This is a genomic window from Pantoea sp. SGAir0183 (assembly GCF_043545505.1).
On record NZ_CP028053.1, the window covers coordinates 163,037 to 185,391 of the forward strand.

The following is a 22,355-nucleotide window of genomic DNA, read 5'->3' on the forward strand; positions in this document are numbered from 1 at the left end:
CACCTGTAGCGCCGGTCAAGGCGCTTTTTTTATCGGGAGAAAACAGCATGTCGTCTGATGAGTTAGAACTGGTCTGGAACAACATTAAGGCAGAAGCACGCGCGCTGGCAGACTGCGAGCCAATGCTGGCCAGCTTTTATCATGCGACATTGCTTAAGCATGAGAATCTGGGCAGCGCCCTGAGCTATATGCTGGCCAATAAGCTGGCGAATCCAATCATGCCTGCTATTGCGATTCGTGAAGTTGTCGAAGAGGCCTACCGAAAAGATCCCTCAATGATTGCTTCCGCTGCCTGCGATATTCAGGCCGTACGCCAGCGCGATCCTGCGGTTGATAAATATTCGACGCCGCTGCTGTATCTGAAAGGTTTTCATGCGCTTCAGGCCCATCGTATCGGGCACTGGCTTTGGAATGAAGGCCGACGCGCCTTAGCCGTTTACCTGCAAAATGAAGTGTCCGTTTCCTTTGCTGTGGACATTCATCCGGCCGCAAAAATTGGACACGGGATCATGCTGGATCACGCTACGGGTATTGTGATCGGTGAAACGGCCGTCGTGGAAAACGATGTCTCCATCCTGCAGTCGGTGACGCTCGGCGGGACCGGTAAAACCAGCGGCGACCGTCATCCGAAAATTCGCGAAGGCGTCATGATTGGCGCAGGTGCAAAAATTCTGGGCAATATTGAAGTTGGTCGCGGTGCCAAGATTGGTGCTGGCTCTGTTGTGCTGCAACCCATTCCACCTCACACCACCGCCGCTGGCGTGCCTGCGCGCATCGTTGGCAAGCCCGGCAGTGAAAAGCCGTCCATGGATATGGACCAGCATTTCAGCGGCAATGGCGCAGGCTTTCAGTTTGGTGACGGAATTTAGGACTTAATCAACGCGCCAGCGTAGTCGAGTTGGCGCCAGGCTTCGTATACCACCACGGATACCGCATTTGATAAATTCATACTGCGGCTTTCCGCCCGCATGGGAATCCGTATTTTTTGCTCTGCAGGCAGCGTCTGTAGCACCTCTGCGGGCAAGCCCCGACTCTCTGGACCAAACAGCAGATAATCTCCCTGCTGCCAGGCGACGGCACTGTGCGCGGGCGTCCCCTTCGTTGTCAACGCAAACAGCCGCGCAGGTTGCTCGGTCATCATGAACGCCTGAAAATCAGCATGGAACTTAATGGCGGTGAACTCGTGGTAATCCAGTCCCGCGCGACGAAGGCGCTTGTCGTCCCAGGCAAAACCCAGCGGTTCGATAAGGTGAAGCTGGAAGCCGGTATTGGCGCACAGGCGAATAATATTACCTGTATTGGGTGGAATTTCTGGTTCAAAGAGTACGATGTTAAGCATAAGGCCCCCGGTAACGAGGGCCGAAGCATAGCAAATTATTGTCTGCCAGAGGAGTAAAGTGGCAGCCAGATTGTCAGACGCAGACCACCCAGTGGGCTGTCATCTGCTTTTACCCAGCCACGATGCTGCTGAATGGCCGTTTCCACAATGGCCAGCCCCAGGCCGGTGCCGCCGGACTCTCGGTCGCGCGCCTCGTCAGTGCGGTAAAACGGTCGGAATATCTGCTCACGATCTTCCGGGCTCACGCCGGGACCATCGTCGTCAACGTGAACGGTAATGCCTGAAATATCAACGGAAAAACTGACGCTGATATGGGTATGAGAGTAGCGCAACGCATTCCGCACGATATTCTCCAGCGCACTTTCAAGCGCATGGGGGTTACCATACAAAGGCCATGGCCCCGGAGGATAAGGGATCTCCAGTGTCTTACCCATTTGTTCCGCTTCAAATCGGGCGTCTTCCAGCACGCCGTTCCACAGCTGATTTGCCTTCATGGCCTCGCTGACCAGCGCGTTCTTATGCTGGGTCCTCGACAGCACCAGTAGGTCATTAATCATGCCATCGAGGCGTTGTGCTTCCGTCTCTATACGTTCCAGCTCTTTGCCTTCACCATGACGGCGGCGCAGCAGGGCGGTCGCCAGCTGTAATCGCGTTAGCGGCGTGCGTAATTCGTGGCTGATATCAGACAGTAAGCGCTGCTGACCGTTCATCATCCGTTCCAGCGCACTGACCATCTGGTTAAAGCTGGAACCTGCCGCCAGAAATTCCTGTGGGCCTGATTCCAGTTCAGGATGCTGGCGCAGATTACCGCTGGCAACTTCGTCCGCGGCATATTTAAGTTTCCGTGCAGGACGCGCCAGGCTCCATGCCAGCCACAACAGAAGCGGTGAGCTAATCAGCATGGTAACAATGAGCAGCAGCAAAGGGCGATCAAACAACAGATTAATAAAATCCAGCTGAGAGCTGCTGGCGGGGCGGATCAGATACAGCTGATAGTTATCCTCTCCATCCCGGACGGCGAAAGGACCTACCATCTCTACCCGGCCATATTTCTTCTTCTGTGGGTGATCGGCGTTATCTGACTGACCGATGAAGTTACGAATGACCTGCATTTCATTATGCTGTGCGCCGATGACCCGGCCTTCGCTGGTGACCAGGAGTAAACGTTGGCCGGGTGGAGCCCACTTCTCAATAGCGCGAAATAAGCGCCGCCACCACATCAAATCATTAGGCGGATCGCGTGACAGCTCGGCTTCAACGTGCTGCTCGATCATCGTGCCCTGGCGCTGCTCGCTTTCCAGCAGCGCCGTCATCTGGCGTGAATCAAGCTTAGGTACCATGAGCACCAGCATCAATACCAGTGCCAGCGTCAGCCAGAAAATAGCAAAGATGCGGGTAGTCAAACTGCCTATCATGATGCCGAAACCATCAAATAACCGCGGCCACGTAAGGTCTTGAACCACGGATGCCCATCGCGACGTTCAGGGAGTTTACGGCGCAGGTTCGAGATGTGCATATCGATGGCACGGTCAAAAGGCGTCAGGCGTTTGCCCAGCACCTCCTGGCTAAGATGCTCGCGCGAGACAACCTGACCTAAATGCTGAGCCAAAAGGTACAACAGGGTGAATTCTGTACCGGTGAGATCCAGCGTTTCGTTATCGAAACTGGCTTCCTGACGGCCCGGGTTCAGGCGCAGGCAGTCCACTTCCAGCGTAGGTGAGCTGTTATCGTGCTGCTGCTGTTGTTCGCTCCAGTTCGAACGGCGCAGGATAGCGCGTATGCGCGCAACCAGCTCCCGATCGTTAAAGGGCTTAGGCAGATAGTCATCGGCGCCCAGCTCAAGGCCCAGCACACGATCAAGCTCGCTTCCGCGGGCGGTAAGCATAATCACAGGTGTTTGATACTGCTGGCGTAATTCTTTCAGAGTGTCGATACCGTTTTTCTTGGGCATCATGACATCCAGTAAAAGCAAATCAATTGAGTTATCGAGCAGATTCAGTGCTTGCTCACCATCGCTGGCAACCACCACTTCAAACCCTTCCATTTCTAATAGTTCTTTTAAAAGCGAAGTCAATTCGCGGTCATCATCTACCAACAGGATTTTATTCATTTTTGTAGCCCTCCGCAGGCAAAATAGCGTGTTCCTATGATACCAATCCATCGCTTTACGTACTTTTACACCCCCTGACGGATGTTTGCAGCTATCGCCGTACACTGGCTACCGTTGAATCGCAAAACAGAACGAACTGGAGTAAACGATGCGCAAATTAACCGCCGTCGTTCTTGCCTCAGCGATGGTTCTCAGTCACGCCAGCGCAGGAGCAGCAGAGTCGATGGTGCTTGACGAGGTGCATCACGGCGGATTTACGACAGGCAGTATGACGCAAAATTCGCAAAGTCACATGTTCGACGGCATTGAGTTGACGGAACATCAACGACAACAAATGCGTGACCTTATGCAGCAAGCCCGACATGACCGTCCGGCAACGAATATTGATGATATCGCAGCCATGCACGATTTGGTGACGGCAGATAAATTTAACGAAGCGGCCATACGTGATAAGGCAGAGGCCCTCGCCAAAGTTCAGGTTGAACAGCAAGTTGAGATGGCGAGAGTGCGTAATCAGATGTACCACCTGTTAACGCCTGAGCAGCAGGCCGCGTTACAGAAGAATTATGAGCAGCGCCTGAATGCCATGCGTAAGCTCTCAAGTTTGCAGCCAGCTTCGACGCTGCAACCCGTAAGTCGTACCAGTAGTAACCAGTAGTAAATAGTATCCCTGTTTTCCTTGCCATAGACACATCCCTGTCTTCCCCCTCATGATGAGGGGGTTTTTTTTATCTGTTTTTCGCCATTATTTACTGTAGTTTTACAGTGCGCGAAAAAATGATCTGGACGATTGAATGGCAACGTTTTTTTATTTTTCTTACGCACGCTTTCCTGTCTGTTATTATTGTCTTGCCGATCTGTTTTACAGGTCGTGAGTTATTTCCAATCGATTGATAAATATAAAGATTACATTAATTTATTTATGCATTTTCCTTGCTTTTCAAGGGGCTGTAAATATCCCGCTCCGCTTGCACCTTATCCGGCCTCGCCTACACTTATATTGTCTCAGCAAGGAAGCCGATGCACTTCTGAAATTAACGGAGAGCAGCAACCACATCATGTAGTCCGAATTAATCTATTAATGGAGTAAATTATGGCAGAGCATCGTGGTGGTTCAGGTAATTTCGCAGACAACCCGCAAAAAGCCTCTGAAGCCGGTAAAAAAGGCGGAAAGAGCAGCGGCAACGGCGGCGGCGGTAATTTCAAAAATAACCCCGAAAAAGCCTCCGAAGCGGGCAAGAAAGGCGGCAAAAAATAATTTTGCTGAGCACTGAACCAAATCTGCACGTTGATTTGGCGCTTACTTAGGTAAGCAATCCTTCGCCCCATCGTTACCCGATGGGGCGAAGTCGTATTATCTCTTCCCATCTTATCCCTCATCACTCTGTCCGAACGGTATCAGTCGGGCGCATCGCCTGCGTCAGTGTTAAACTTAGCCCTTCTCTGCTGTTATTTTATCTCTTCAGTCATGATGTTCATGGAGTGTGGCATGCAGGCTTCGTATGGAAAGTGGGTTAAATCTGCGGCGATTGCGGCGACGCTGCTGGCGACAACCTTGTTAATTATCAAGATTTTTGCCTGGTGGTATACCGGATCGGTTAGCCTGCTGGCTGCCATGGTTGATTCGCTGGTGGACATTGCCGCTTCCCTGACAAACCTGCTGGTGGTGCGCTATTCCCTTCAGCCCGCTGACGCCGATCACACCTTTGGCCACGGTAAAGCGGAATCGCTGGCCGCCCTGGCGCAAAGCATGTTCATTTCAGGTTCGGCACTTTTCCTCTTTCTGACGGGTATTCAGCATCTCGCTTCCCCGAATGAACTACGATCGCCCGGTATGGGCATTATCGTGACGGTGCTGGCTCTCATTTCGACATTACTGCTGGTGGCTTTCCAGCGCTGGGTCGTACGAAAAACACGCAGTCAGGCGATTCGCGCCGATATGCTGCATTATCAATCCGATGTTTTCATGAACGGGGCAATTTTGGTCGCGCTGGTGTTAACCAGCTACGGATTCGCTCGCGCCGATGCACTGTTTGCGCTGGGCATTGGCGTGTATATTCTCGTCAGCGCACTTCGGATGGGCTATGAAGCCGTTCAGTCCCTGTTGGACAGAGCCTTACCCGATGAAGAACGACAACATATTATTGCGATTTCATCAAACTGGCCCGGTGTGCAAGGCGTTCATGATGTGCGGACGCGTCAGTCTGGCCCGACGAAATTTATTCAGCTTCACGTAGAGCTGGAAGATCAATTACCGTTAGTGCAGGCACACCGAATCGCCGATCAGGTTGAAAAAGCATTACGCGAAGCCTTTCCCGGGTCGGACGTCATTATTCATCAGGATCCCTGTTCTGTGGTACCGTCAGAGAAACAGGATGCATTCAATTTCTGACGCACAGGAAAGACGTTAGAAAGATGAAAATGACATGCAGCTAACATTGCTAAAAAAATTAGTGAAAAGTTGTCTGACCTGAATCAATTCAGCATCAGGCCTTTGATATACTATCTGCCATCATATGTCGCGCTTACCACATCAGTGTTCATCAGCGTTGCACAGGCCGGATTAACCCTTAGTTTTGAACAATCCAGAGGTTGTCATGATCAAAAAAATTGGTGTACTGACCAGCGGCGGTGACGCCCCAGGCATGAACGCAGCCATTCGCGGTGTAGTTCGCTCCGCATTAAGCGAAGGGCTGGAAGTTTTTGGTATCTATGACGGCTATCAGGGTTTATATGAAGATCGCATGATCAACCTCGACCGCTACAGTGTGTCAGATATGATCAATCGCGGCGGCACGTTCCTGGGTTCTGCACGTTTTCCTGAGTTTCGTAATGATGATGTCCGCCAGGTAGCAATCGAGAACCTGAAAAAGCGGGGCATTGATGCCTTAGTGGTGATCGGTGGCGACGGTTCGTATATGGGGGCCAAGCGGCTCACCGAAATGGGCTTTCCGTGTATCGGTCTGCCAGGCACGATTGACAACGACGTGGCCGGGACAGATTACACCATCGGCTACTTTACGGCGCTGGAAACGGTCGTCGAAGCCATTGACCGCCTGCGTGATACGTCGTCATCGCATCAGCGCATCTCGATTGTTGAAGTCATGGGCCGTTACTGTGGCGACCTGACGCTGGCTGCGGCTATTGCCGGGGGATGTGAATTTATCGTGTTACCTGAGATTCCTTACACTCGTGAGGAACTGGTGGCAGAGATTAAAGCCGGTATTGCGAAAGGTAAAAAGCACGCGATCGTAGCTATTACGGAGCACATCTGTGATATCGACGACCTGGCGCGTTTCATCGAAACAGAAACCAAACGCGAAACGCGCGCCACGGTACTTGGTCATATCCAGCGCGGCGGCGCGCCCTGCGCTTATGACCGCATTCTTGCGTCGCGCATGGGTGCCTATTCGATTGAGTTGCTGATGCAGGGCTACGGTGGCCGGTGTGTAGGTATCCAGAATGACAAGATGGTCCATCACGATATCATTGATGCCATTGAAAATATGAAACGTCCATTTAAGCGTGACTGGATGGATACGGCTAAGCAGCTGTACTAAGTATTACCGGGCATGCTTAACGGCATGCCCTTATGCCTTCCTCATATTCCCCAAAGTTATAACCGCTTATTTTTAATTCTTTTAGCTATAATCACGTTTATGTCACGCTTGTCTCATCATGAATGGGGAGAGTGCGCAATGAATAAATGGGCCGTGGGTTTAGGGTTGTTACTGGCATCTGGCAGTGTTCTGGCGAAGGATATTCAGCTGCTAAACGTTTCTTATGATCCTACCCGGGAACTCTACGAGCAGTACAACAAGGCCTTTAGCGCGCACTACAAACAGGAAACGGGCGACAACGTGCTCATCCGCCAGTCGCACGGCGGTTCAGGTAAACAGGCGACTTCTGTCATCAACGGTATTCGTGCTGATGTGGTGACGCTGGCGCTGCAGTCGGACGTTGATGCAATTGCTGATCGCGGTCGTATTGATAAAGACTGGATTAAACGTCTGCCCGACAACTCCGCGCCTTATACCTCCACGATTGTCTTTTTGGTGCGTAAAGGCAATCCTAAAGGCATCCATGACTGGAGCGATCTTATCAAGCCCGGCGTTTCGGTGATTACCCCAAATCCTAAAACGTCAGGCGGCGCTCGCTGGAATTATCTGGCTGCCTGGGGCTGGGCACTGGATCATAACAACGGCGATCAGGCAAAAGCACAGCGTTACGTGAAAGATCTGTTTAAGCATGTTGAAGTGCAGGATTCCGGTGCGCGCGGCGCAACCAATACCTTTGTAGAGCGCGGTATTGGTGATGTCCTGATCGCCTGGGAAAACGAAGCCTACCTGGCGGTCAATAAACTGGGTAAAGACAAATTTGAAATTGTGACGCCAAGTGAATCGATTCTCGCGGAGCCAACTGTGTCCGTCGTGGATAAGGTGGTCGATGAGAAGGGAACGCGTCAGGTGGCGGAAGCCTATCTGAAATATCTCTACTCGACGGAAGGGCAGACGATTGCGGCTGAAAACTATTATCGTCCGCGCAATGAAGAGGTCGCGAAGAAGTTCGCCAGTACGTTTGCGCCGGTAAAACTGTTTACCATCGACGATAAGTTTGGCGGCTGGGCGAAGGCGCAAAAAACGCACTTCGCTGATGGCGGCACCTATGATCAGATCATGAAGCCGTAATCCTTACCGGTTATTCTTGAAGCCAGCGGAAACGCTGGTTTTTTTATGCGTGACATTTACGCGCTGTCAGGTGAGGATGCGAATGAAAACAGTCAGGGGAAGATAACAATGCAGGCAAATCGTCGGGCCTTCATCATCATTGCGCTTCTGCTGGTATTGATTGGCGCAGGGATCCTGGTTGCGGCTACGCATGTTAAAACGAATGCGGATGCGCTTTGGCAAATCGTCAGTGAAAAGTGTCTGCCCGATCAGCTCACGCATGGTCAACCCGCGCCGTGTCAGCACGTTGATCTGCAGCACCGCTACGCGCTGTTGAAAGACCGAAACGGCCCCCTTCAGTATCTGCTCATCCCCATTGATAAAATCACCGGAATCGAAAGCCCACAGTTGCTCCGTTCAGACACGCCGAATTATTTTGACCTGGCCTGGCAGGACAGAGGCGTCGTGGCGCAAAAATATGGCAAGCCTATCAACGACAGTGTGCTGTCACTGGCCATCAATTCCCAGTACGGCCGTACCCAGAATCAGCTTCATATTCATCTTTCATGCCTTCGGCCTGATGTGAGAAAGCAACTGGATGCGCTGACACCCACGTTCACACCGGAATGGAAAGCCGTCACCTTTCTCAGTCATCCTTATCACGTGCGTACGCTGAGTGAAGCCGAGCTGGCAGAGCAAAGCGTATTTATCCGTCTGGCCGCTGAGATACCGCATGCACGCGATGAGATGGGCCGCTACGGCCTCGCGTTAGCGCGCTTGTCTGATGGGCGGTTGATACTGATGGCAGTGGAGCGCAACTGGCTGTTGTTAAATAAAGGTTCCGCTGAGGAAGTGCAGGATCACGACTGCGCGTTACTGCAACCCATAAAAAAAGCGGCCTGATTTGGCCGCTCAGAATGGACTAAGCGCCAGGTCAGCCTTGTTTGGCTGCCGCGGCTGCTTTAACGATGACCGCAAATGCATCGGCTTTCAGTGACGCACCGCCAACCAGGGCACCGTCAATGTCCGGCTGCGTAAACAGCTCGGCTGCATTTTTATCGTTGACTGAACCACCGTACTGAATAATCACTTGCTCAGCGACAGCAGCATCTTTTTTCGCGATATGGTCACGAATGAATTTGTGAACGGCCTGCGCCTGCGCTGGGGTGGCTGATTTACCCGTGCCAATCGCCCAGACGGGTTCGTAAGCGATAACCGCATCTTTAAATGCTTCGGCACCCTGAGTGGTCAGTACAGCATCAAGCTGACGTGCACACACTTCTTCGGTTTTGCCTGCTTCATTTTCGGCTTCGGTTTCGCCGATGCACAGAACCGGCACCAGACCCGCTGCTTTTAAGACGGCAAATTTTTTCGCAATGAATTCATCGCTTTCTTTATGGTAAGTGCGGCGTTCTGAGTGACCAATGATGATGTACTTCGCGCCAATATCTTTCAGCATCTCAGCGGAAATCTCGCCGGTAAATGCGCCAGACAGGTTTACATCAACGTTTTGAGCACCCAGTGCAATATGGCTACCGGAGACAGCATGTTTAGCCTGATCAAGATAGAGCGCAGGGGGGGCAATAGCAACGCCACAGCCTTCCACGCCCGACAGTTCTTTGCGCAGACCGTCGATCAGTTCGGCTGTCATATGCTTGCTGCCATTCAACTTCCAGTTACCCATAACCAGTGGATGTCGCATTCTATCCTCCGCATAACGCGATACATGAAATGGCGCTGCCCTGGGGCAACGTTGTCTGCCAGACAGTATAGAGATCAAATAATGCCATGGCTTTGCTTTTCGTCATTTTTGCCCCGTCCATCAGGGCGTAGCCAGCGCCAGTTTTACCGGCTCAATGGCAAAGGTGAGTCCTTTATCCCCGTTATCTGAAACCACGAAACGCAGTGCGCCTTCAACGTGCTCATAGTATCGTGAGCCTTTACCGGCTTTAAGCAGCGTTTCCAGCTTTTTTCGCCCTTCTTCCTGCGTGAGTCCCGGCACAAAAAAACGTAACATGGCGGTCATATAATCAAGCGCCTTAGCCTGCGAGGCACTCTGGTCAGGCCCCGGAATCGGCAGCCACGTGATCTGCAATGTTTTGATTTTGCCCGTGCCCGGCTCAAGCGCCGTAGAAGAATAAAGGGTTTCATTAATTTTGGTGGCGGCGCGTGTCAGATCGCTCTTTTCATCGCGCGTATCAATGGCACTGTATTCCCTGAGCGGCAATTGGGGATTGGCCAGGTTGTATTTTTCACGAAACTGGCCAATGGTCATGTCCAGCGTGGGTGCGCCCGGTAACAGATAGGGTGCGGTTGGCATGTGTTCAGCCTTGTCGAGGGGTTGCGGATCGGCGGCAAATACCGGAACCGTCAGCGCGACGCTCAGCAACAGTACGCCTGGCAAATTCTTCATTTTGTCGGCTCTGACCAATAAACTCGATGCCAAATTAGAACGGTTTTTATCTTCAAGGTCAAAAGTGTGCAGCGTAAAATTTTGTCTAAGGAAAGTGCATGATAATCCAGCAATGGTTTTTCTCTTTTCGCGGGCGCGTAGGGCGTCGGGATTTTTGGCTCTGGCAGGCAATCTGGGTACTGCTAACCAGCCTGCTGTTTTTCCTGGCAGGTAACGATCTGCTGGACACTCAGATGGCTGCGTTTGGCATCGTCTGCTTATTGTGGCCTGCCAGCGCGATTGTGGTTAAACGCCTGCACGATCGCGATCGCCGGGGCTACTGGGCTCTGCTGCTGATTGCCGCCTGGCTACTGATGGCAGGCAACTGGAGCATGACGGGAGAAGTGTTACAGTGGCTCATCGGGCGCGTACTGCCCTTTATTATCCTGGCCGGATTGATTCTGGATCTGGGGGTGTTTCGTGGCACCGTCGGCGACAACCGCTTTGGTGCCGCGCCGGTGCCCTTGCGTCTGAAACGCGCGCCTTACCAGTAGTTTTCGCTGGTGATATGGCCGGGTTTGCGCTTAAGGTGCTTGCGCATACCGCGCGTCTCTTTCAGTAACTGCTGCGTATCACGTACCATCTGTGGATTACCACAAACCATGACATGGCTGGTCTCTGCGTCAATGGCTAACCCTGCTGCCTGCTCCAGCTTGCCATTCTCAATCAGGGCCGGAATGCGTCCCGTCAGCGACCCCAGACTTTCCTCACGGCTGACAACCGTGATGATCTGCAACTTACCGTTATAGATTTGCTGGAGTTGCTGCATCAGCGGTAAAAAGCTCAGGTCGGCGGCATAACGGGCGGCATGGACCAGGACGATATTATCGAAGCGATCCAGGCCTTCGCCCTGTTGCAGGATCGACAGGTAAGGGCCCACGGCGGTACCGGTCGCCAGCATCCATAATGTTTGACACTCAGGGACTTCATCCAGAATAAAAAAGCCCGCCGCATCTTTGGTGATCATCACCTGATCACCGGGGCGCAGCGCCTGCAGATGCGGGCTTAATTTGCCGTCGGGTACGGTGACTAAGTAGAACTCAAGCAGGTCGTCATTGGGTGCATTGACGTAAGAGTAAGCTCGCTGCACACGTTCGCCCTCAATTTCGAGTGCCAGTTTTGCGTACTGTCCGGCATGGAAGGGGGCAATCGGTGCCTTAACCCGCAGGCTAAACAGCGCATCGGTCCAGTTTTTCACTTCCTTCACTTGCGCATTGATCCACTCGGCCATAGTGACTCCTTAAGCGTTGATAGTCAGGCGGATAAACATCTTCGCTACTGCTCTGACAGATTACCAGTCGGTAACGGGGCAAAGGCTCTAATCGACAAACTGTAATATTAAGTTTACATCCTGGTTGCATTTATTGACGTGAATGGCGCACCCACTTTGTGTGAATCACTCGCTTTGTCACGTAATCCTGATATTTTCCTGCCACAACCTGTTTCAGCCGTTAGTTGTGCTGTTTAAACGTTCCTTTTCATACAGAATTTTTGTTCAATGATGATGAAGAAGATAGAAAATCGCCCGTTGTTGATCATGCTCATCGCATTGGTCGCAGTAGGGCAGATGGCTCAGACCATTTATGTGCCGGCAATGGCGGCAATGGCGGACGCACTGCAGGTGCGTAACGGCATGATGCAACATGTCATGGCGGCCTATTTAATGACCTATGGTGGATCGCAGCTGATCTATGGCCCGTTGTCTGACAGCGTAGGACGCCGTCCGGTGATCCTGGCGGGCATGGCGATCTTTATGATCGGATCAATGATCGCCTTACTGGCTTCATCACTGGATATGCTGGTCATTGGCAGTGCGATTCAGGGCGCGGGCACTGGCGTGGCCGGGGTGATGGCGCGGACCATGCCGCGCGACCTCTATAATGGCCATGCGTTACGTCAGGCGAACAGCTGGCTCAACATGGGCGTGCTTGCCAGCCCGTTAGTCGCGCCAGTGATTGGCGCAGCGTTGACACAACTGTTTGGCTGGCATGCCTGTTTCGCTTTTTTACTGCTGTTATGCATGATCGTGACGGTGACTATGGCGTGCTGGTTGCCGGAAACACGCCCGGTCAGCGCCGAAGTAACGCCGTTCCTTAAACGTTACATTCGTCTGTTACGCGATGCGAATTTTGTCCGCTATCTGGTACTGCTGATTGGTGCGCTGTCAGGCATTGCCGTCTTTGAGGCCAGCTGTGGTGTGCTGCTGGGCGGCGTACTGGGTCTGAACAGTTTTACCGTCAGTATCTTGTTCATTCTGCCCATCCCGGCCGCCTTCTTTGGGGCATGGTTTGCCGGGCGTGAGCAGCGTTCCTGGCACAGCCTGATGTGGTTTGGCGTCAACAGTTGCCTGCTGGCAGCAGTGCTGATGTGGGTGCCTGCCTGGTTTGGCATCATGACTATCTGGACGTTATTGATACCGGCATCGCTGTTCTTCTTTGGCGCGGGGATGCTGTTTCCCCTGGCGACATCGGGTGCCATGGAACCCTATGCCTGGCTGGCAGGAAGCGCGGGTGCATTGATTGGTGGTATGCAGAACCTGGGGTCCGGGCTGGTCGCTTCTTTGTCGGCGTTGATGCCACAGCGCGATCAGTTCAGTCTTGGCATGCTGATGTTCGTCACGGCGCTGGTGATGCTGCTCTGCTGGCTACCGCTTTCGCGCCAGCCAGCAGGTGACAATCAGGCGGTTACAGGATAAAAGGGTGCAGAGCTGGATCTTTACGGTCGAGATAATGTACAGACTGAATGCGGCGAATCGTGCGCGATTTGCCGCGTATTAACAGCGTTTCGCTGGTGGCCATATTGCCCTGACGAGTAATACCTTTCAGCAGGTCGCCGCTGGTGATGCCGGTGGCCGCAAAAACGGCATTATCATTGCGCGCCATCGTCTGAAGTGGCAGGACCTTTCCGGCTTCGATTCCCATACCAGCACACCGTTTCAGTTCATATTCGCCAATGCGGCGGTTTTCCTCCGTGTCACCTTTCACATGGTGACGTGCCAGTAATCTGCCTTGCATATCACCATCCAGCGCACGGATAACGGCGGCTGAAACCACGCCTTCAGGTGCGCCGCCAATCCCGTACATCACGTCAATTTCACTGTCCGGCATACAGGTCAGTATGGATGCCGCAACGTCGCCATCGGGAAAGGCAAAAATGCGTACGCCCAGCGCTTTAAGCTGCTGAATGACAGCGTCATGGCGCGGCTTGGCCAGGATCGATACGGTGAGCTGTGACAACGGTTTATTCATAGCGATCGCGATATTACGCAGGTTAAGCTCAAGCGGTTGGTTCAGATTTATATGGCCGCGCGCCGCCGGACCCACGATCAGCTTCTCCATATACATGTCAGGCGCATGAAGAAAGGTGCCTTTATCGCCTACGGCCATGACGGCAAGCGCATTGGCTTGTCCCATCGCCGTCATGCGTGTGCCTTCAATGGGATCGACCGCAATATCTACTGCGTCACCCTGACCGGTTCCCACTTTCTCGCCGATATAAAGCATCGGGGCTTCGTCGATTTCCCCTTCGCCAATCACAATCTGGCCGTCGATCTGGATGGTATTTAAGACGTGACGCATGGCATGGACCGCCGCACCGTCGGCCGCGTTTTTGTCGCCGCGTCCTAACCATTTATAGCCTGCCAGCGCGGCAGCTTCGGTTACGCGGGAAAATTCAATGGCAAGTTCTCGTTTCATTGTAGGCACCTGACAAAAAACAGGCAGGCAGTGTAGCGGAGGGAGAAGGCGGGGAAAAGGCCCGTGACAGCCGAGGTCACGGGCATAGGGCAGATTACTCTTTTTCTTCCCACGCTTGCGCGCGCGCAACGGCTTTTTTCCAGCCGGCGTAGCGGAAGTTACGCTCTGTGGTTTCAAGAGTTGGACGGAATTCGCGCTCAACGACAGCTTTAGCACGAACTTCATCCAGGTCTTTCCAGAAGCCAACGGCCAGACCTGCCAGATAGGCGGCACCCAGCGCTGTGACTTCGCGCACTTCTGGACGCTCAACGCGCGTACCCAGAATGTCAGACTGGAACTGCATCAGGAAGTTATTGGCAACGGCACCACCGTCGACACGGAGTGACTGAAGACGTGTGTTAGCATCGTTTTGCATGGCTTCAAGGACGTCACGCGTCTGGTAAGCGATGGACTCCAGTGTTGCACGGATGATGTGGTTTGCATTCGCACCACGTGTCAGGCCGAACAGCGCACCACGCGCATAGGGATCCCAGTAAGGTGCGCCCAGACCGGTAAAGGCTGGCACCATATATACGCCGTTGGAATCTTTCACTTTCATCGCGAAATATTCAGAGTCAGCTGCATCGCTAATCAACTTCATCTCATCGCGTAACCACTGAATGGCTGCACCACCGATAAAGACGGCACCTTCCAGCGCGTAGTTCACTTCTCCACGCGGGCCACAGGCAATAGTCGTCAGCAGACCGTGCGTTGAGGTCACCGCTTCGGTACCGGTGTTCATCAGCATAAAGCAGCCAGTGCCGTAGGTGTTTTTCGCCATTCCCGGCTGCACGCACATTTGACCATAAAGCGCAGCCTGCTGGTCACCTGCAATACCGGCGATAGGAATACGCGTACCGCCTTTACCACCGATGTTGGTCTGTCCGTATACTTCAGACGAAGATTTCACTTCTGGTAACATTTCACGCGGGATATCAAGGACATCCAACAGGCGTTGATCCCATTCAAGTGTGTGGATGTTGAACAACATGGTACGTGAGGCATTCGTGTAATCGGAGATATGCACACGTCCCTGAGTCATTTTCCAGACCAGCCAGGTATCCACAGTACCGAACAGCAATTCGCCACGTTTTGCACGCTCACGCGCACCTTCAACGTTATCAAGAATCCATTTTACTTTGGTGCCGGAGAAGTAGGGGTTAATCACCAGACCCGTGGTGTGCTGAATGTATTCTTCCAGCCCTTCACTCTTCAGCTTGTGACAGTAGTCAGCGGTACGGGGATCCTGCCAGACAATGGCATTATAAACTGGCTTGCCCGTTTCTTTATCCCAGACGATGGTCGTTTCACGCTGGTTCGTAATGCCGATAGCGGCGATTTCATCAGAACGAATATCAGCATGGGCCAGCACTTCTACGAGCGTTGAACTCTGGGACGCCCAAATATCCATAGGGTCATGTTCTACCCAGCCTGCTTTGGGATAGATTTGAGTAAATTCGCGTTGCGATACCGCCACAATGTTAGCGTCATGATCCAGCACAACAGCGCGTGAACTGGTTGTGCCCTGATCCAGAGCGACGATGTATTTTTTATCGGTGGTAGTCATAAATTCATTCCTGATGATAAAAGTGGAACTTACGCTTTACGTTCATGCGCGGACGCAATCGGTTTGTCAGTGGTGGGTGAGGCAATCACCGCGCCGGGTAAATGGCGACCAATGAGGGCGCGATAACCAAAGGCACCCAGGCAAGCACCGACCAGTGGACCAAAAATTGGCACAAGGAAATAAGGGATCTGATGGCCGCCAGTAAAGGCAACGGAGCCCCAGCCAGCCAGCCATTCGAAAACTTTAGGTCCGAAATCACGAGCCGGGTTCAGTGCAAAGCCGGTCAGTGGACCCATTGAACCGCCAATCACTGCTACCAGCAGGCCAATCAACAGGGGTGCCATTGGACCACGTGGAACGCCGTTGCCGTCATCCGTCAACGCCATAATCACAGACATCAATACCGCGGTGATGACCATTTCTACCAGGAACGCTTGGCCCACGGAAATCTGTGGATTGGGATAGGTAGAGAAAATGCCGGCCAGACTCAGGCTTTCAACTGAACCGCGCACCATGTTATGACTTTGTTCGAAATTGATAAACAAGCTGTAGTAAAGACCATATACCAGCGCTGCGCCACAGAATGCGCCTGCGACCTGAGACAGGATATAAGGCACGACTTTGCGGCCTTCAAAATTAGCGAAAAGACAGAGTGCAATCGTAACGGCTGGATTGAGGTGGGCGCCTGATACGCCAGCACTGAGGTAGACCGCCATTGAAACGGCTAAGCCCCAGATGATACAGATTTCCCATTGGCCAAAAGAGGCACCAGCCAGCTTAAGCGCGGCAACACAACCCGCGCCGAAAAACAGGATCAAACCGGTACCCAGAAATTCGGCAATACACTGACCTTTGAGTGTGGTTGTAGTCTGACTCATGATAGTTGTTCCTGAAGCGAGGTTAAATTTTATCAGTTTTTGTTCTCAGTCCGTGAGTCACCCATCTTCGTTGTAGGGCTGATGTTAATTTATCGTTAACGAGCATAAACGAGAAATAGCGAAATCAATTTTTGTGTGGCGCGTCAAAAAAATGCGCGTTTTCGCGTGTTTTAGTTTTCTTTAAGCGCCATTAAGTGCCTTTCTGCGGGCTTTCTTCAGGCTCTGACAGTAATGTGCGCCGCAAAAAGTGGTTTTTAGGGATAGGCTGAAAAGTGGTACTGACGGTGGACTGCAGGCCTGCGTTGCTGGACTTGCGGGATGAGGCTACATACAATCGGGACAACGTTGCTGGTAAACGCCTTGTGTGCGAAAGCTGGCATCATCAACGCCTTGCAGGATTTTAGGAGAGGTCAGAAAGATGTCATTTGAAGTGTTTGAGAAACTGGAAGCGAAAGTACAGCAGGCGATTGATACTATCACCTTGCTGCAAATGGAAATTGAAGAGCTGAAAGAGCAGAACAACAACCTGCGCAATGAGGCGCAGAACGCAGCCGGCAACCACGAAGCTCTGATGCGTGAAAATCAGCATTTGAAAGAGGAGCAGCATGTCTGGCAAGAACGTCTGCGTGCCTTGTTGGGAAAAATGGAAGAGGTTTAAGCCTCTGCTGATACGAAAACGGGTGCCATTGGCACCCGTTTTCGTTTGCAGATATTATTCAATATCAAGCGGGTCTTCCGACAAAATCATCCCGGTGTTGTCCGCATAAAGGTGATCGCCTGAGAAAAAAGTGACGCCACCAAAATTCACGCGCACATCGCTTTCACCAATCCCTTCGCCCGCTGCGCCCACCGGAATGGCTGCAATGGCCTGGATACCAATTTCCAGCTCTTCCAGTTCGTCAACCTGACGAACTGAGCCGTAAACGACGATGCCTTCCCACTCATTCTGTGCTGCCAGACGCGCAAGTTGTGCATCCACTAACGCACGCCGCACTGAGCCTCCACCATCAATTAACAGTACGCGACCCCGGCCATTTTCTTCCAACAGATCGTAAAGCAGGCCGTTATCTTCAAAGCATTTCACTGTGGTTATCTGACCGCCGAATGAGGTCCGCCCACCGAAATTTGAGAAAAGCGGTTCAACAACATTCACTTCTTCGTGGTAGATGTCGCAGAGTTCAGAAGTATCGTATTTCATAAGGGTTTCGTCTGTTTGCCACAGGAGCGCTAAGTATATCGCTTTATGCTAATTGTTGGCAAAATCATCAACCGTAAAAAAACGGTCCTGCATCAATCGCATGCAGAAAAAAGCCCAGACGTAATGTCTGGGCTTTGATACAACGCATGGACGCGGAGAGTTACAGAATAAAGCGGCTTAAATCTTCATCTGCAACCAGTTCATCCAGATGCTTGCCGACGTAATCAGCATCGATGGTTACGGACTCACCGCTGCGATCGCTGGCATCGTAAGAAATATCTTCCATCAGGCGCTCCAGTACGGTATGGAGACGACGCGCACCGATGTTCTCGGTCGTTTCGTTGACCTGCCAGGCCGCTTCCGCGATGCGTCGAATACCATCGTCGGTGAAGTGAATGTTCACGCCTTCGGTATTCATCAGCGCTTTGTACTGTACGGTGACGGAGGCATTCGGTTCAGTCAGAATGCGTTCGAAATCATTGACCGTCAGCGCCTGCAGTTCAACGCGAATCGGTAAACGGCCCTGCAGCTCAGGAATCAAATCAGACGGGCTGGCCACCTGGAATGCGCCCGAGGCGATAAACAGTATATGGTCAGTTTTAACCATGCCATGTTTTGTCGACACGGTACAGCCCTCTACCAGTGGCAGCAGGTCGCGCTGGACACCTTCGCGCGAAACATCGGGGCCACCGGCGTTTTGGCCGCCGCGTTTACAGATCTTATCGATCTCATCGATGAAGACGATGCCGTGCTGTTCAACCGCGTCGATAGCATCCTGTTTCAGTTCTTCCGGGTTAACCAGCTTGGCCGCTTCCTCTTCAATCAGCAGCTTCATCGCTTCTTTGATTTTGAGTTTGCGTGGCTTTTGCTTTTGACCACCCAGATTCTGGAACATGGACTGTAGCTGGCTGGTCATCTCTTCCATGCCCGGCGGTGCCATGATTTCTACACCCGGCCCTGTTACGGCTAAGTCGATCTCAATTTCTTTATCATCAAGCTGGCCTTCACGCAGCTTCTTACGGAAAGACTGACGCGCAGATGAGGGCTCACTGGTGTGTTCAGCCTGTCCCCAGTTATTTTTTGCCGGCGGGATGAGGACATCCAGGATGCGCTCTTCCGCCATTTCTTCTGCGCGGTATTTGTTCTTCTCAATGGCCTGGCTACGCACCATTTTAATCGCGGAGTCCGTCAGGTCGCGAATGATGGAGTCGACTTCTTTACCGACATAACCCACTTCGGTGAACTTGGTAGCTTCCACCTTGATGAAGGGGGCATTAGCCAGTTTTGCCAGTCGGCGAGCAATTTCCGTTTTACCCACACCGGTCGGGCCGATCATGAGAATGTTTTTCGGTGTCACTTCGTGACGCAACTCTTCATCAAGCTGCATACGGCGCCAGCGATTACGCAGCGCGATGGCCACGGCGCGCTTGGCGCTGTCCTGACCAATGATAAAGCGGTTCAGTTCGCTGACGATTTCGCGTGGAGTCATTTCAGACATGGTTAAATCCTTACGACTTAGACGTTAATTCTTCAAAATTAACGTTGTGGTTAGTGTAGATGCAAATATCGCCAGCGATATTCAGCGATTTCTCAACGATGTCACGTGCGCCCAGCTCTGTATTCTCCAGGAGTGCGCGCGCCGCCGCCTGGGCGAAGGGACCGCCTGAACCGATGGCAATAAGATCGTTTTCAGGCTGAATGACGTCACCATTACCACTGATAATCAGCGAGGCGGATTCATCGGCCACCGCCAGTAGCGCTTCAAGACGGCGCAACATCCGATCGGTGCGCCAGTCTTTCGCCAGCTCAACGGCCGCTTTCACCAGATGGCCCTGATGCATTTCAAGTTTACGTTCGAAGAGTTCAAACAGGGTAAAGGCATCGGCGGTACCGCCAGCGAAGCCAGCAATGACTTTATCGTTGTAAAGACGACGCACTTTTTTAACGTTGCCTTTCATTACGGTATTACCGAGCGTAGCCTGGCCATCACCGCCAATCACTACCTGGCCGTTGCGTCGAACACTTACTATTGTTGTCACGGGCAGACCCCTTTTACTGTCGGAAAAAAGCTCCGCGCACAAGGCGCGGAGGATCATGCAGACAGATATGGGGCGGGTTTGACGGGTTTCAACCCCCAATGGCGAGCGGAATGCAGCCGGAATGGCCTGACGCACGCAGACGTTTCAGCGTACTGTCGGCACTGGCCCGATCTTTAAAGGGCCCGACCACCACACGGTTCCAGCCGCCACCGGAGGTGAGGCGACTTTCAAAACCTTCGAACGCCAGGGCAGCACGCACGGATTCAGCCTGTTCTGTTCCCTTGAACGAACCGCACTGCACCATCCAGCGTTGCGATGCCGCTTTTTCAGCAGGTTTCGTTTTCGCCGTATCCTGTGTCTTAGGCTGGGCGGTAGGTTCGCGTGTCACCGGCGCAGGTTGTGACTGCTGCTGGGTATTCTGCTGTTGCTGGCGCTGCGTATGTTGTTCCTGAATCTGCTGGCGCGGCTGTTGTACCTGCTGCTGACGTTGCTGCACCTGCTGTTGCTGACGCTGGAATTGTTGCACCTGTTGTTGATGCTGGTATTGCTGAACCTGTTGTTGATGTTGCAGCGTTTGCTGCCGCTGTGCCGGGGTTTGCTCGTTCCACGGGACTTCGTTCAACTGGGTAGGCTGCTGGCGCATATCTGCCTGCATTTGTTCCAGCAACTGACGTTGCTCATCCGTCAACTGGGTATGTGACTGGACTTCGCCACCCGAGGTTGGTTCGCTGGGCGTTGGAACGGTAACCTGACGATTTTCAAGCTCTTTTATGTATTTCCAGCGTTCTTCAGGCTTGGGCGGCAAGCCATTACCGTTGGCTTTATGATCCGTAATGACCGGCACATCTTCCTTCTTATGATGCGCAAGGAACCATAAACCACCGGCAAAGGTCACTAATACAGCCACCGCCAGTACAATCATAAGTTTAGAGGTGCCTGAACCGCTTTTCGTTTTTTTACCACGGCTGGGGCTTTTCTTGCGACGCGTCCCTGTTGAACGCCCGCGGCCTACATAATCTTTTTGTGCCACTCTCGTCCTGATACCCTTCAAAATATGATGCCATGTGGGCGAATCCGTTGTTACCACACGCCCGGCAAGGAGCCCGCCATGTTACTTAAGGGCTGGAACTTTGACCAGCAATGATAGCCCTAAGAATCTCCTGAAAATAGCGGAACATTTTCTGTATCAACGCCCCATTTTTGCCAATGTTGTGCTACCGCGTATCACTAATTCTGCGTCGAGTAACTTTGACCCGCTCCGCGTGCCTTTCCCCTGAAGTTCGTTCAGCAGTAGCAGCACCGCTTCGCGGCCAATGTCAAAACAGGGTTGTTTCACCGTGGTCAGCGGCGGTTCGCAGTAGCGCGACAGCTCGATGTCATCGAATCCCACCACGGACAGGTCTTCCGGCACACGTAAGCCCAGTTTTTTTGCCTGACTGATGGCACCGATGGCCATGATATCGCTGTGACAAAACAGGGCCTGCGGGGGCTCGGCTAAGGTCATGAGCTGATTGATCGCGGCCACACCTGATTCGAAAGTGAAATCTCCCCGAACAATACAGGTCGGATCGACGCTAATCCCGCTGCGTCGTAACGCCTGTACGTAGCCCTGCAGACGATACTGACACAGGGCGACATCTTCCGGACCGGCCAGGCAGGCGATGCGTTTATGGCCTAACTCCAGCAGATGGTTAACGGCAACAAATGAGGCGGTAAGATTGTCGATATTCACCGTCGGCAACGACATCTCGGGATCGAACTCAATCGCCATCACCATGGGCGGAAGATTACGTTGTTCGTCCGGGCTGACGTCAAAAGGTAACTGCGCGCCCAGCAGCACCATGCCATCAATCTGACGTGTCAGTATCAGGTTGAGAAATGTCCACGCCTGCGGTTTCTGATGCGCACAATCGCCGATAAGCACGAGATAACCGGCTTCTGAGGCGGCGACTTCAACGCCGCGAATAATGTCGCTGAAAAAGGGATCGCAGATATTGGGGACGATCAACAAAATCGTTTGTGTGTCGTTGCGCCGGGAATGTCGTGTCATGCTTTGCGACGCATAGCCTACGGCCGCGACGGCCTGTTCCACCTTTTGACGGGTGGCCGAAGAGACTTTTTCGGGATTCATCAGCGCACGCGACACGGTAGCAGTGGAGACGCCGGCTTTTTCTGCGACGTCTTTCATGGTGGCGGCGGCCGGCGGTTGATTCTGATCCAACACATGCTCCTGATGCGTAATCGCGCATTCAACGTTCGTATCGACGGGTATAAAAATAAGCCGGGCACTATTGTTATCGATTGGCCAACAAGGCTGTTACTTAATTTGCATAAAAGTTGTGACTTATGCGACGTATTTCGATCCCGCTCG

24 protein-coding genes are annotated in these 22,355 nt (G+C 52.6%); 10 read left to right on the forward strand and 14 right to left on the reverse strand.

Annotated elements, in window-relative coordinates:
• Positions 1-47: 47 nt before the first annotated feature.
• Positions 48-869: a serine O-acetyltransferase gene (gene cysE, locus C1N59_RS00760; RefSeq protein WP_006121280.1), complete on the forward strand. Its 822-nt coding sequence runs from the start codon at positions 48-50 to the stop codon at positions 867-869.
• Here cysE and trmL read toward each other — a convergent pair.
• Genes trmL through cpxR form a run of 3 tightly spaced genes read right to left on the reverse strand, consistent with a single transcriptional unit; the run spans position 866 to position 3,449 of the window.
• Positions 866-1,339 carry a tRNA (uridine(34)/cytosine(34)/5-carboxymethylaminomethyluridine(34)-2'-O)-methyltransferase TrmL gene (gene trmL, locus C1N59_RS00765; RefSeq protein ID WP_054632878.1) on the reverse strand — a complete coding sequence of 158 codons (474 nt, stop codon included), beginning with the start codon at positions 1,337-1,339 and terminating at the stop codon, positions 866-868. The two genes, cysE and trmL, sit on opposite strands and share 4 nt — an antisense overlap.
• 35 nt (positions 1,340-1,374) lie before the next feature.
• On the reverse strand, positions 1,375-2,754 hold the full coding sequence (gene cpxA, locus C1N59_RS00770) for an envelope stress sensor histidine kinase CpxA (RefSeq protein ID WP_006121282.1): 1,380 nt from the start codon (positions 2,752-2,754) through the stop codon (positions 1,375-1,377).
• A complete protein-coding gene (gene cpxR / locus C1N59_RS00775) occupies positions 2,751-3,449 on the reverse strand; it encodes an envelope stress response regulator transcription factor CpxR (protein ID WP_006121283.1) in 699 nt (232 codons plus the stop codon). Before cpxR ends, cpxA begins: the two co-directional genes overlap by 4 nt.
• Positions 3,450-3,597: 148 nt before the next feature.
• Between cpxR and cpxP the strand changes: the two genes are divergently transcribed.
• The 6 genes from cpxP (at position 3,598) to C1N59_RS00805 (ending at position 9,019) form a co-directional block, all read left to right on the forward strand.
• The gene (cpxP, locus tag C1N59_RS00780; protein WP_054632879.1) at positions 3,598-4,107 is read left to right on the forward strand and encodes a cell-envelope stress modulator CpxP; all 510 of its coding nucleotides are present in this window, start codon (positions 3,598-3,600) and stop codon (positions 4,105-4,107) included.
• A gap of 435 nt (positions 4,108-4,542) precedes the next feature.
• Positions 4,543-4,707: a KGG domain-containing protein gene (locus C1N59_RS00785; protein WP_028723167.1), complete on the forward strand. Its 165-nt coding sequence runs from the start codon at positions 4,543-4,545 to the stop codon at positions 4,705-4,707.
• 231 nt (positions 4,708-4,938) lie between these two features.
• Entirely contained in the window at positions 4,939-5,841 is a 903-nt protein-coding gene (fieF, locus tag C1N59_RS00790) for a CDF family cation-efflux transporter FieF (RefSeq protein ID WP_006121287.1), read from the forward strand.
• Positions 5,842-6,046: 205 nt separating this feature from the next.
• A complete protein-coding gene (pfkA, locus tag C1N59_RS00795) occupies positions 6,047-7,009 on the forward strand; it encodes a 6-phosphofructokinase (RefSeq protein WP_006121288.1) in 963 nt (320 codons plus the stop codon).
• Positions 7,010-7,147: 138 nt separating this feature from the next.
• The gene (locus C1N59_RS00800) at positions 7,148-8,137 is read left to right on the forward strand and encodes a sulfate ABC transporter substrate-binding protein (protein ID WP_394550182.1); all 990 of its coding nucleotides are present in this window, start codon (positions 7,148-7,150) and stop codon (positions 8,135-8,137) included.
• 108 nt (positions 8,138-8,245) lie between these two features.
• Positions 8,246-9,019, forward strand: a complete 774-nt coding sequence (locus tag C1N59_RS00805) for a CDP-diacylglycerol diphosphatase (protein ID WP_164483240.1) — start codon at positions 8,246-8,248, stop codon at positions 9,017-9,019.
• A 31-nt stretch (positions 9,020-9,050) separates the two neighbouring features.
• Here the strand turns inward: C1N59_RS00805 and tpiA are convergent, their stop codons facing one another.
• Together tpiA and C1N59_RS00815 are read right to left on the reverse strand one after the other, a co-directional pair.
• Positions 9,051-9,818 carry a triose-phosphate isomerase gene (tpiA, locus tag C1N59_RS00810; protein WP_033738096.1) on the reverse strand — a complete coding sequence of 256 codons (768 nt, stop codon included), beginning with the start codon at positions 9,816-9,818 and terminating at the stop codon, positions 9,051-9,053.
• Positions 9,819-9,938: 120 nt separating this feature from the next.
• The gene (locus C1N59_RS00815; RefSeq protein ID WP_006121292.1) at positions 9,939-10,529 is read right to left on the reverse strand and encodes a DUF1454 family protein; all 591 of its coding nucleotides are present in this window, start codon (positions 10,527-10,529) and stop codon (positions 9,939-9,941) included.
• Positions 10,530-10,627: 98 nt separating this feature from the next.
• Here C1N59_RS00815 and C1N59_RS00820 point away from each other — a divergent pair, with 98 nt between their 5' ends.
• Complete coding sequence (locus tag C1N59_RS00820; protein ID WP_006121293.1) at positions 10,628-11,062, forward strand: DUF805 domain-containing protein; 435 nt, start codon at positions 10,628-10,630, stop codon at positions 11,060-11,062.
• Here the strand turns inward: C1N59_RS00820 and fpr are convergent.
• Positions 11,053-11,799: a ferredoxin--NADP(+) reductase gene (fpr, locus tag C1N59_RS00825; RefSeq protein WP_033738099.1), complete on the reverse strand. Its 747-nt coding sequence runs from the start codon at positions 11,797-11,799 to the stop codon at positions 11,053-11,055. The genes C1N59_RS00820 and fpr overlap by 10 nt on opposite strands.
• Positions 11,800-12,069: 270 nt before the next feature.
• Here fpr and emrD point away from each other — a divergent pair, with 270 nt between their 5' ends.
• Complete coding sequence (emrD, locus tag C1N59_RS00830) at positions 12,070-13,263, forward strand: multidrug efflux MFS transporter EmrD (protein WP_269751336.1); 1,194 nt, start codon at positions 12,070-12,072, stop codon at positions 13,261-13,263.
• On the opposite strand, the gene glpX is transcribed toward emrD, so the two are convergent.
• The 3 genes from glpX to C1N59_RS00845 all read right to left on the reverse strand — a co-directional run bounded on the left by glpX (position 13,253) and on the right by C1N59_RS00845 (position 16,747).
• Positions 13,253-14,263, reverse strand: a complete 1,011-nt coding sequence (gene glpX, locus C1N59_RS00835; protein WP_394550183.1) for a class II fructose-bisphosphatase — start codon at positions 14,261-14,263, stop codon at positions 13,253-13,255. The two genes, emrD and glpX, sit on opposite strands and share 11 nt — an antisense overlap.
• 94 nt (positions 14,264-14,357) lie before the next feature.
• Complete coding sequence (gene glpK, locus C1N59_RS00840; protein ID WP_039342527.1) at positions 14,358-15,869, reverse strand: glycerol kinase GlpK; 1,512 nt, start codon at positions 15,867-15,869, stop codon at positions 14,358-14,360.
• Between the two features lie 29 nt (positions 15,870-15,898).
• Positions 15,899-16,747 (reverse strand): MIP/aquaporin family protein, encoded by an 849-nt coding sequence (locus tag C1N59_RS00845; RefSeq protein ID WP_394550184.1) that lies wholly within the window; start codon positions 16,745-16,747, stop codon positions 15,899-15,901.
• A gap of 418 nt (positions 16,748-17,165) precedes the next feature.
• On the opposite strand from C1N59_RS00845, the gene zapB reads away from it, so the two are divergent.
• Complete coding sequence (gene zapB / locus C1N59_RS00850; RefSeq protein WP_006121300.1) at positions 17,166-17,405, forward strand: cell division protein ZapB; 240 nt, start codon at positions 17,166-17,168, stop codon at positions 17,403-17,405.
• Positions 17,406-17,459: 54 nt separating this feature from the next.
• Here the strand turns inward: zapB and rraA are convergent, their stop codons facing one another.
• The 5 genes from rraA to cytR form a co-directional block, all read right to left on the reverse strand.
• Positions 17,460-17,945 (reverse strand): ribonuclease E activity regulator RraA, encoded by a 486-nt coding sequence (gene rraA, locus C1N59_RS00855; RefSeq protein WP_006121301.1) that lies wholly within the window; start codon positions 17,943-17,945, stop codon positions 17,460-17,462.
• A gap of 160 nt (positions 17,946-18,105) precedes the next feature.
• Entirely contained in the window at positions 18,106-19,443 is a 1,338-nt protein-coding gene (hslU, locus tag C1N59_RS00860; RefSeq protein ID WP_006121302.1) for an HslU--HslV peptidase ATPase subunit, read from the reverse strand.
• Between the two features lie 10 nt (positions 19,444-19,453).
• On the reverse strand, positions 19,454-19,984 hold the full coding sequence (gene hslV / locus C1N59_RS00865; protein WP_006121303.1) for an ATP-dependent protease subunit HslV: 531 nt from the start codon (positions 19,982-19,984) through the stop codon (positions 19,454-19,456).
• An 88-nt stretch (positions 19,985-20,072) separates the two neighbouring features.
• Complete coding sequence (gene ftsN, locus C1N59_RS00870) at positions 20,073-21,014, reverse strand: cell division protein FtsN (RefSeq protein WP_006121304.1); 942 nt, start codon at positions 21,012-21,014, stop codon at positions 20,073-20,075.
• Between the two features lie 156 nt (positions 21,015-21,170).
• A complete protein-coding gene (gene cytR, locus C1N59_RS00875; RefSeq protein ID WP_006121306.1) occupies positions 21,171-22,205 on the reverse strand; it encodes a DNA-binding transcriptional regulator CytR in 1,035 nt (344 codons plus the stop codon).
• Positions 22,206-22,355 lie beyond the last annotated feature (150 nt).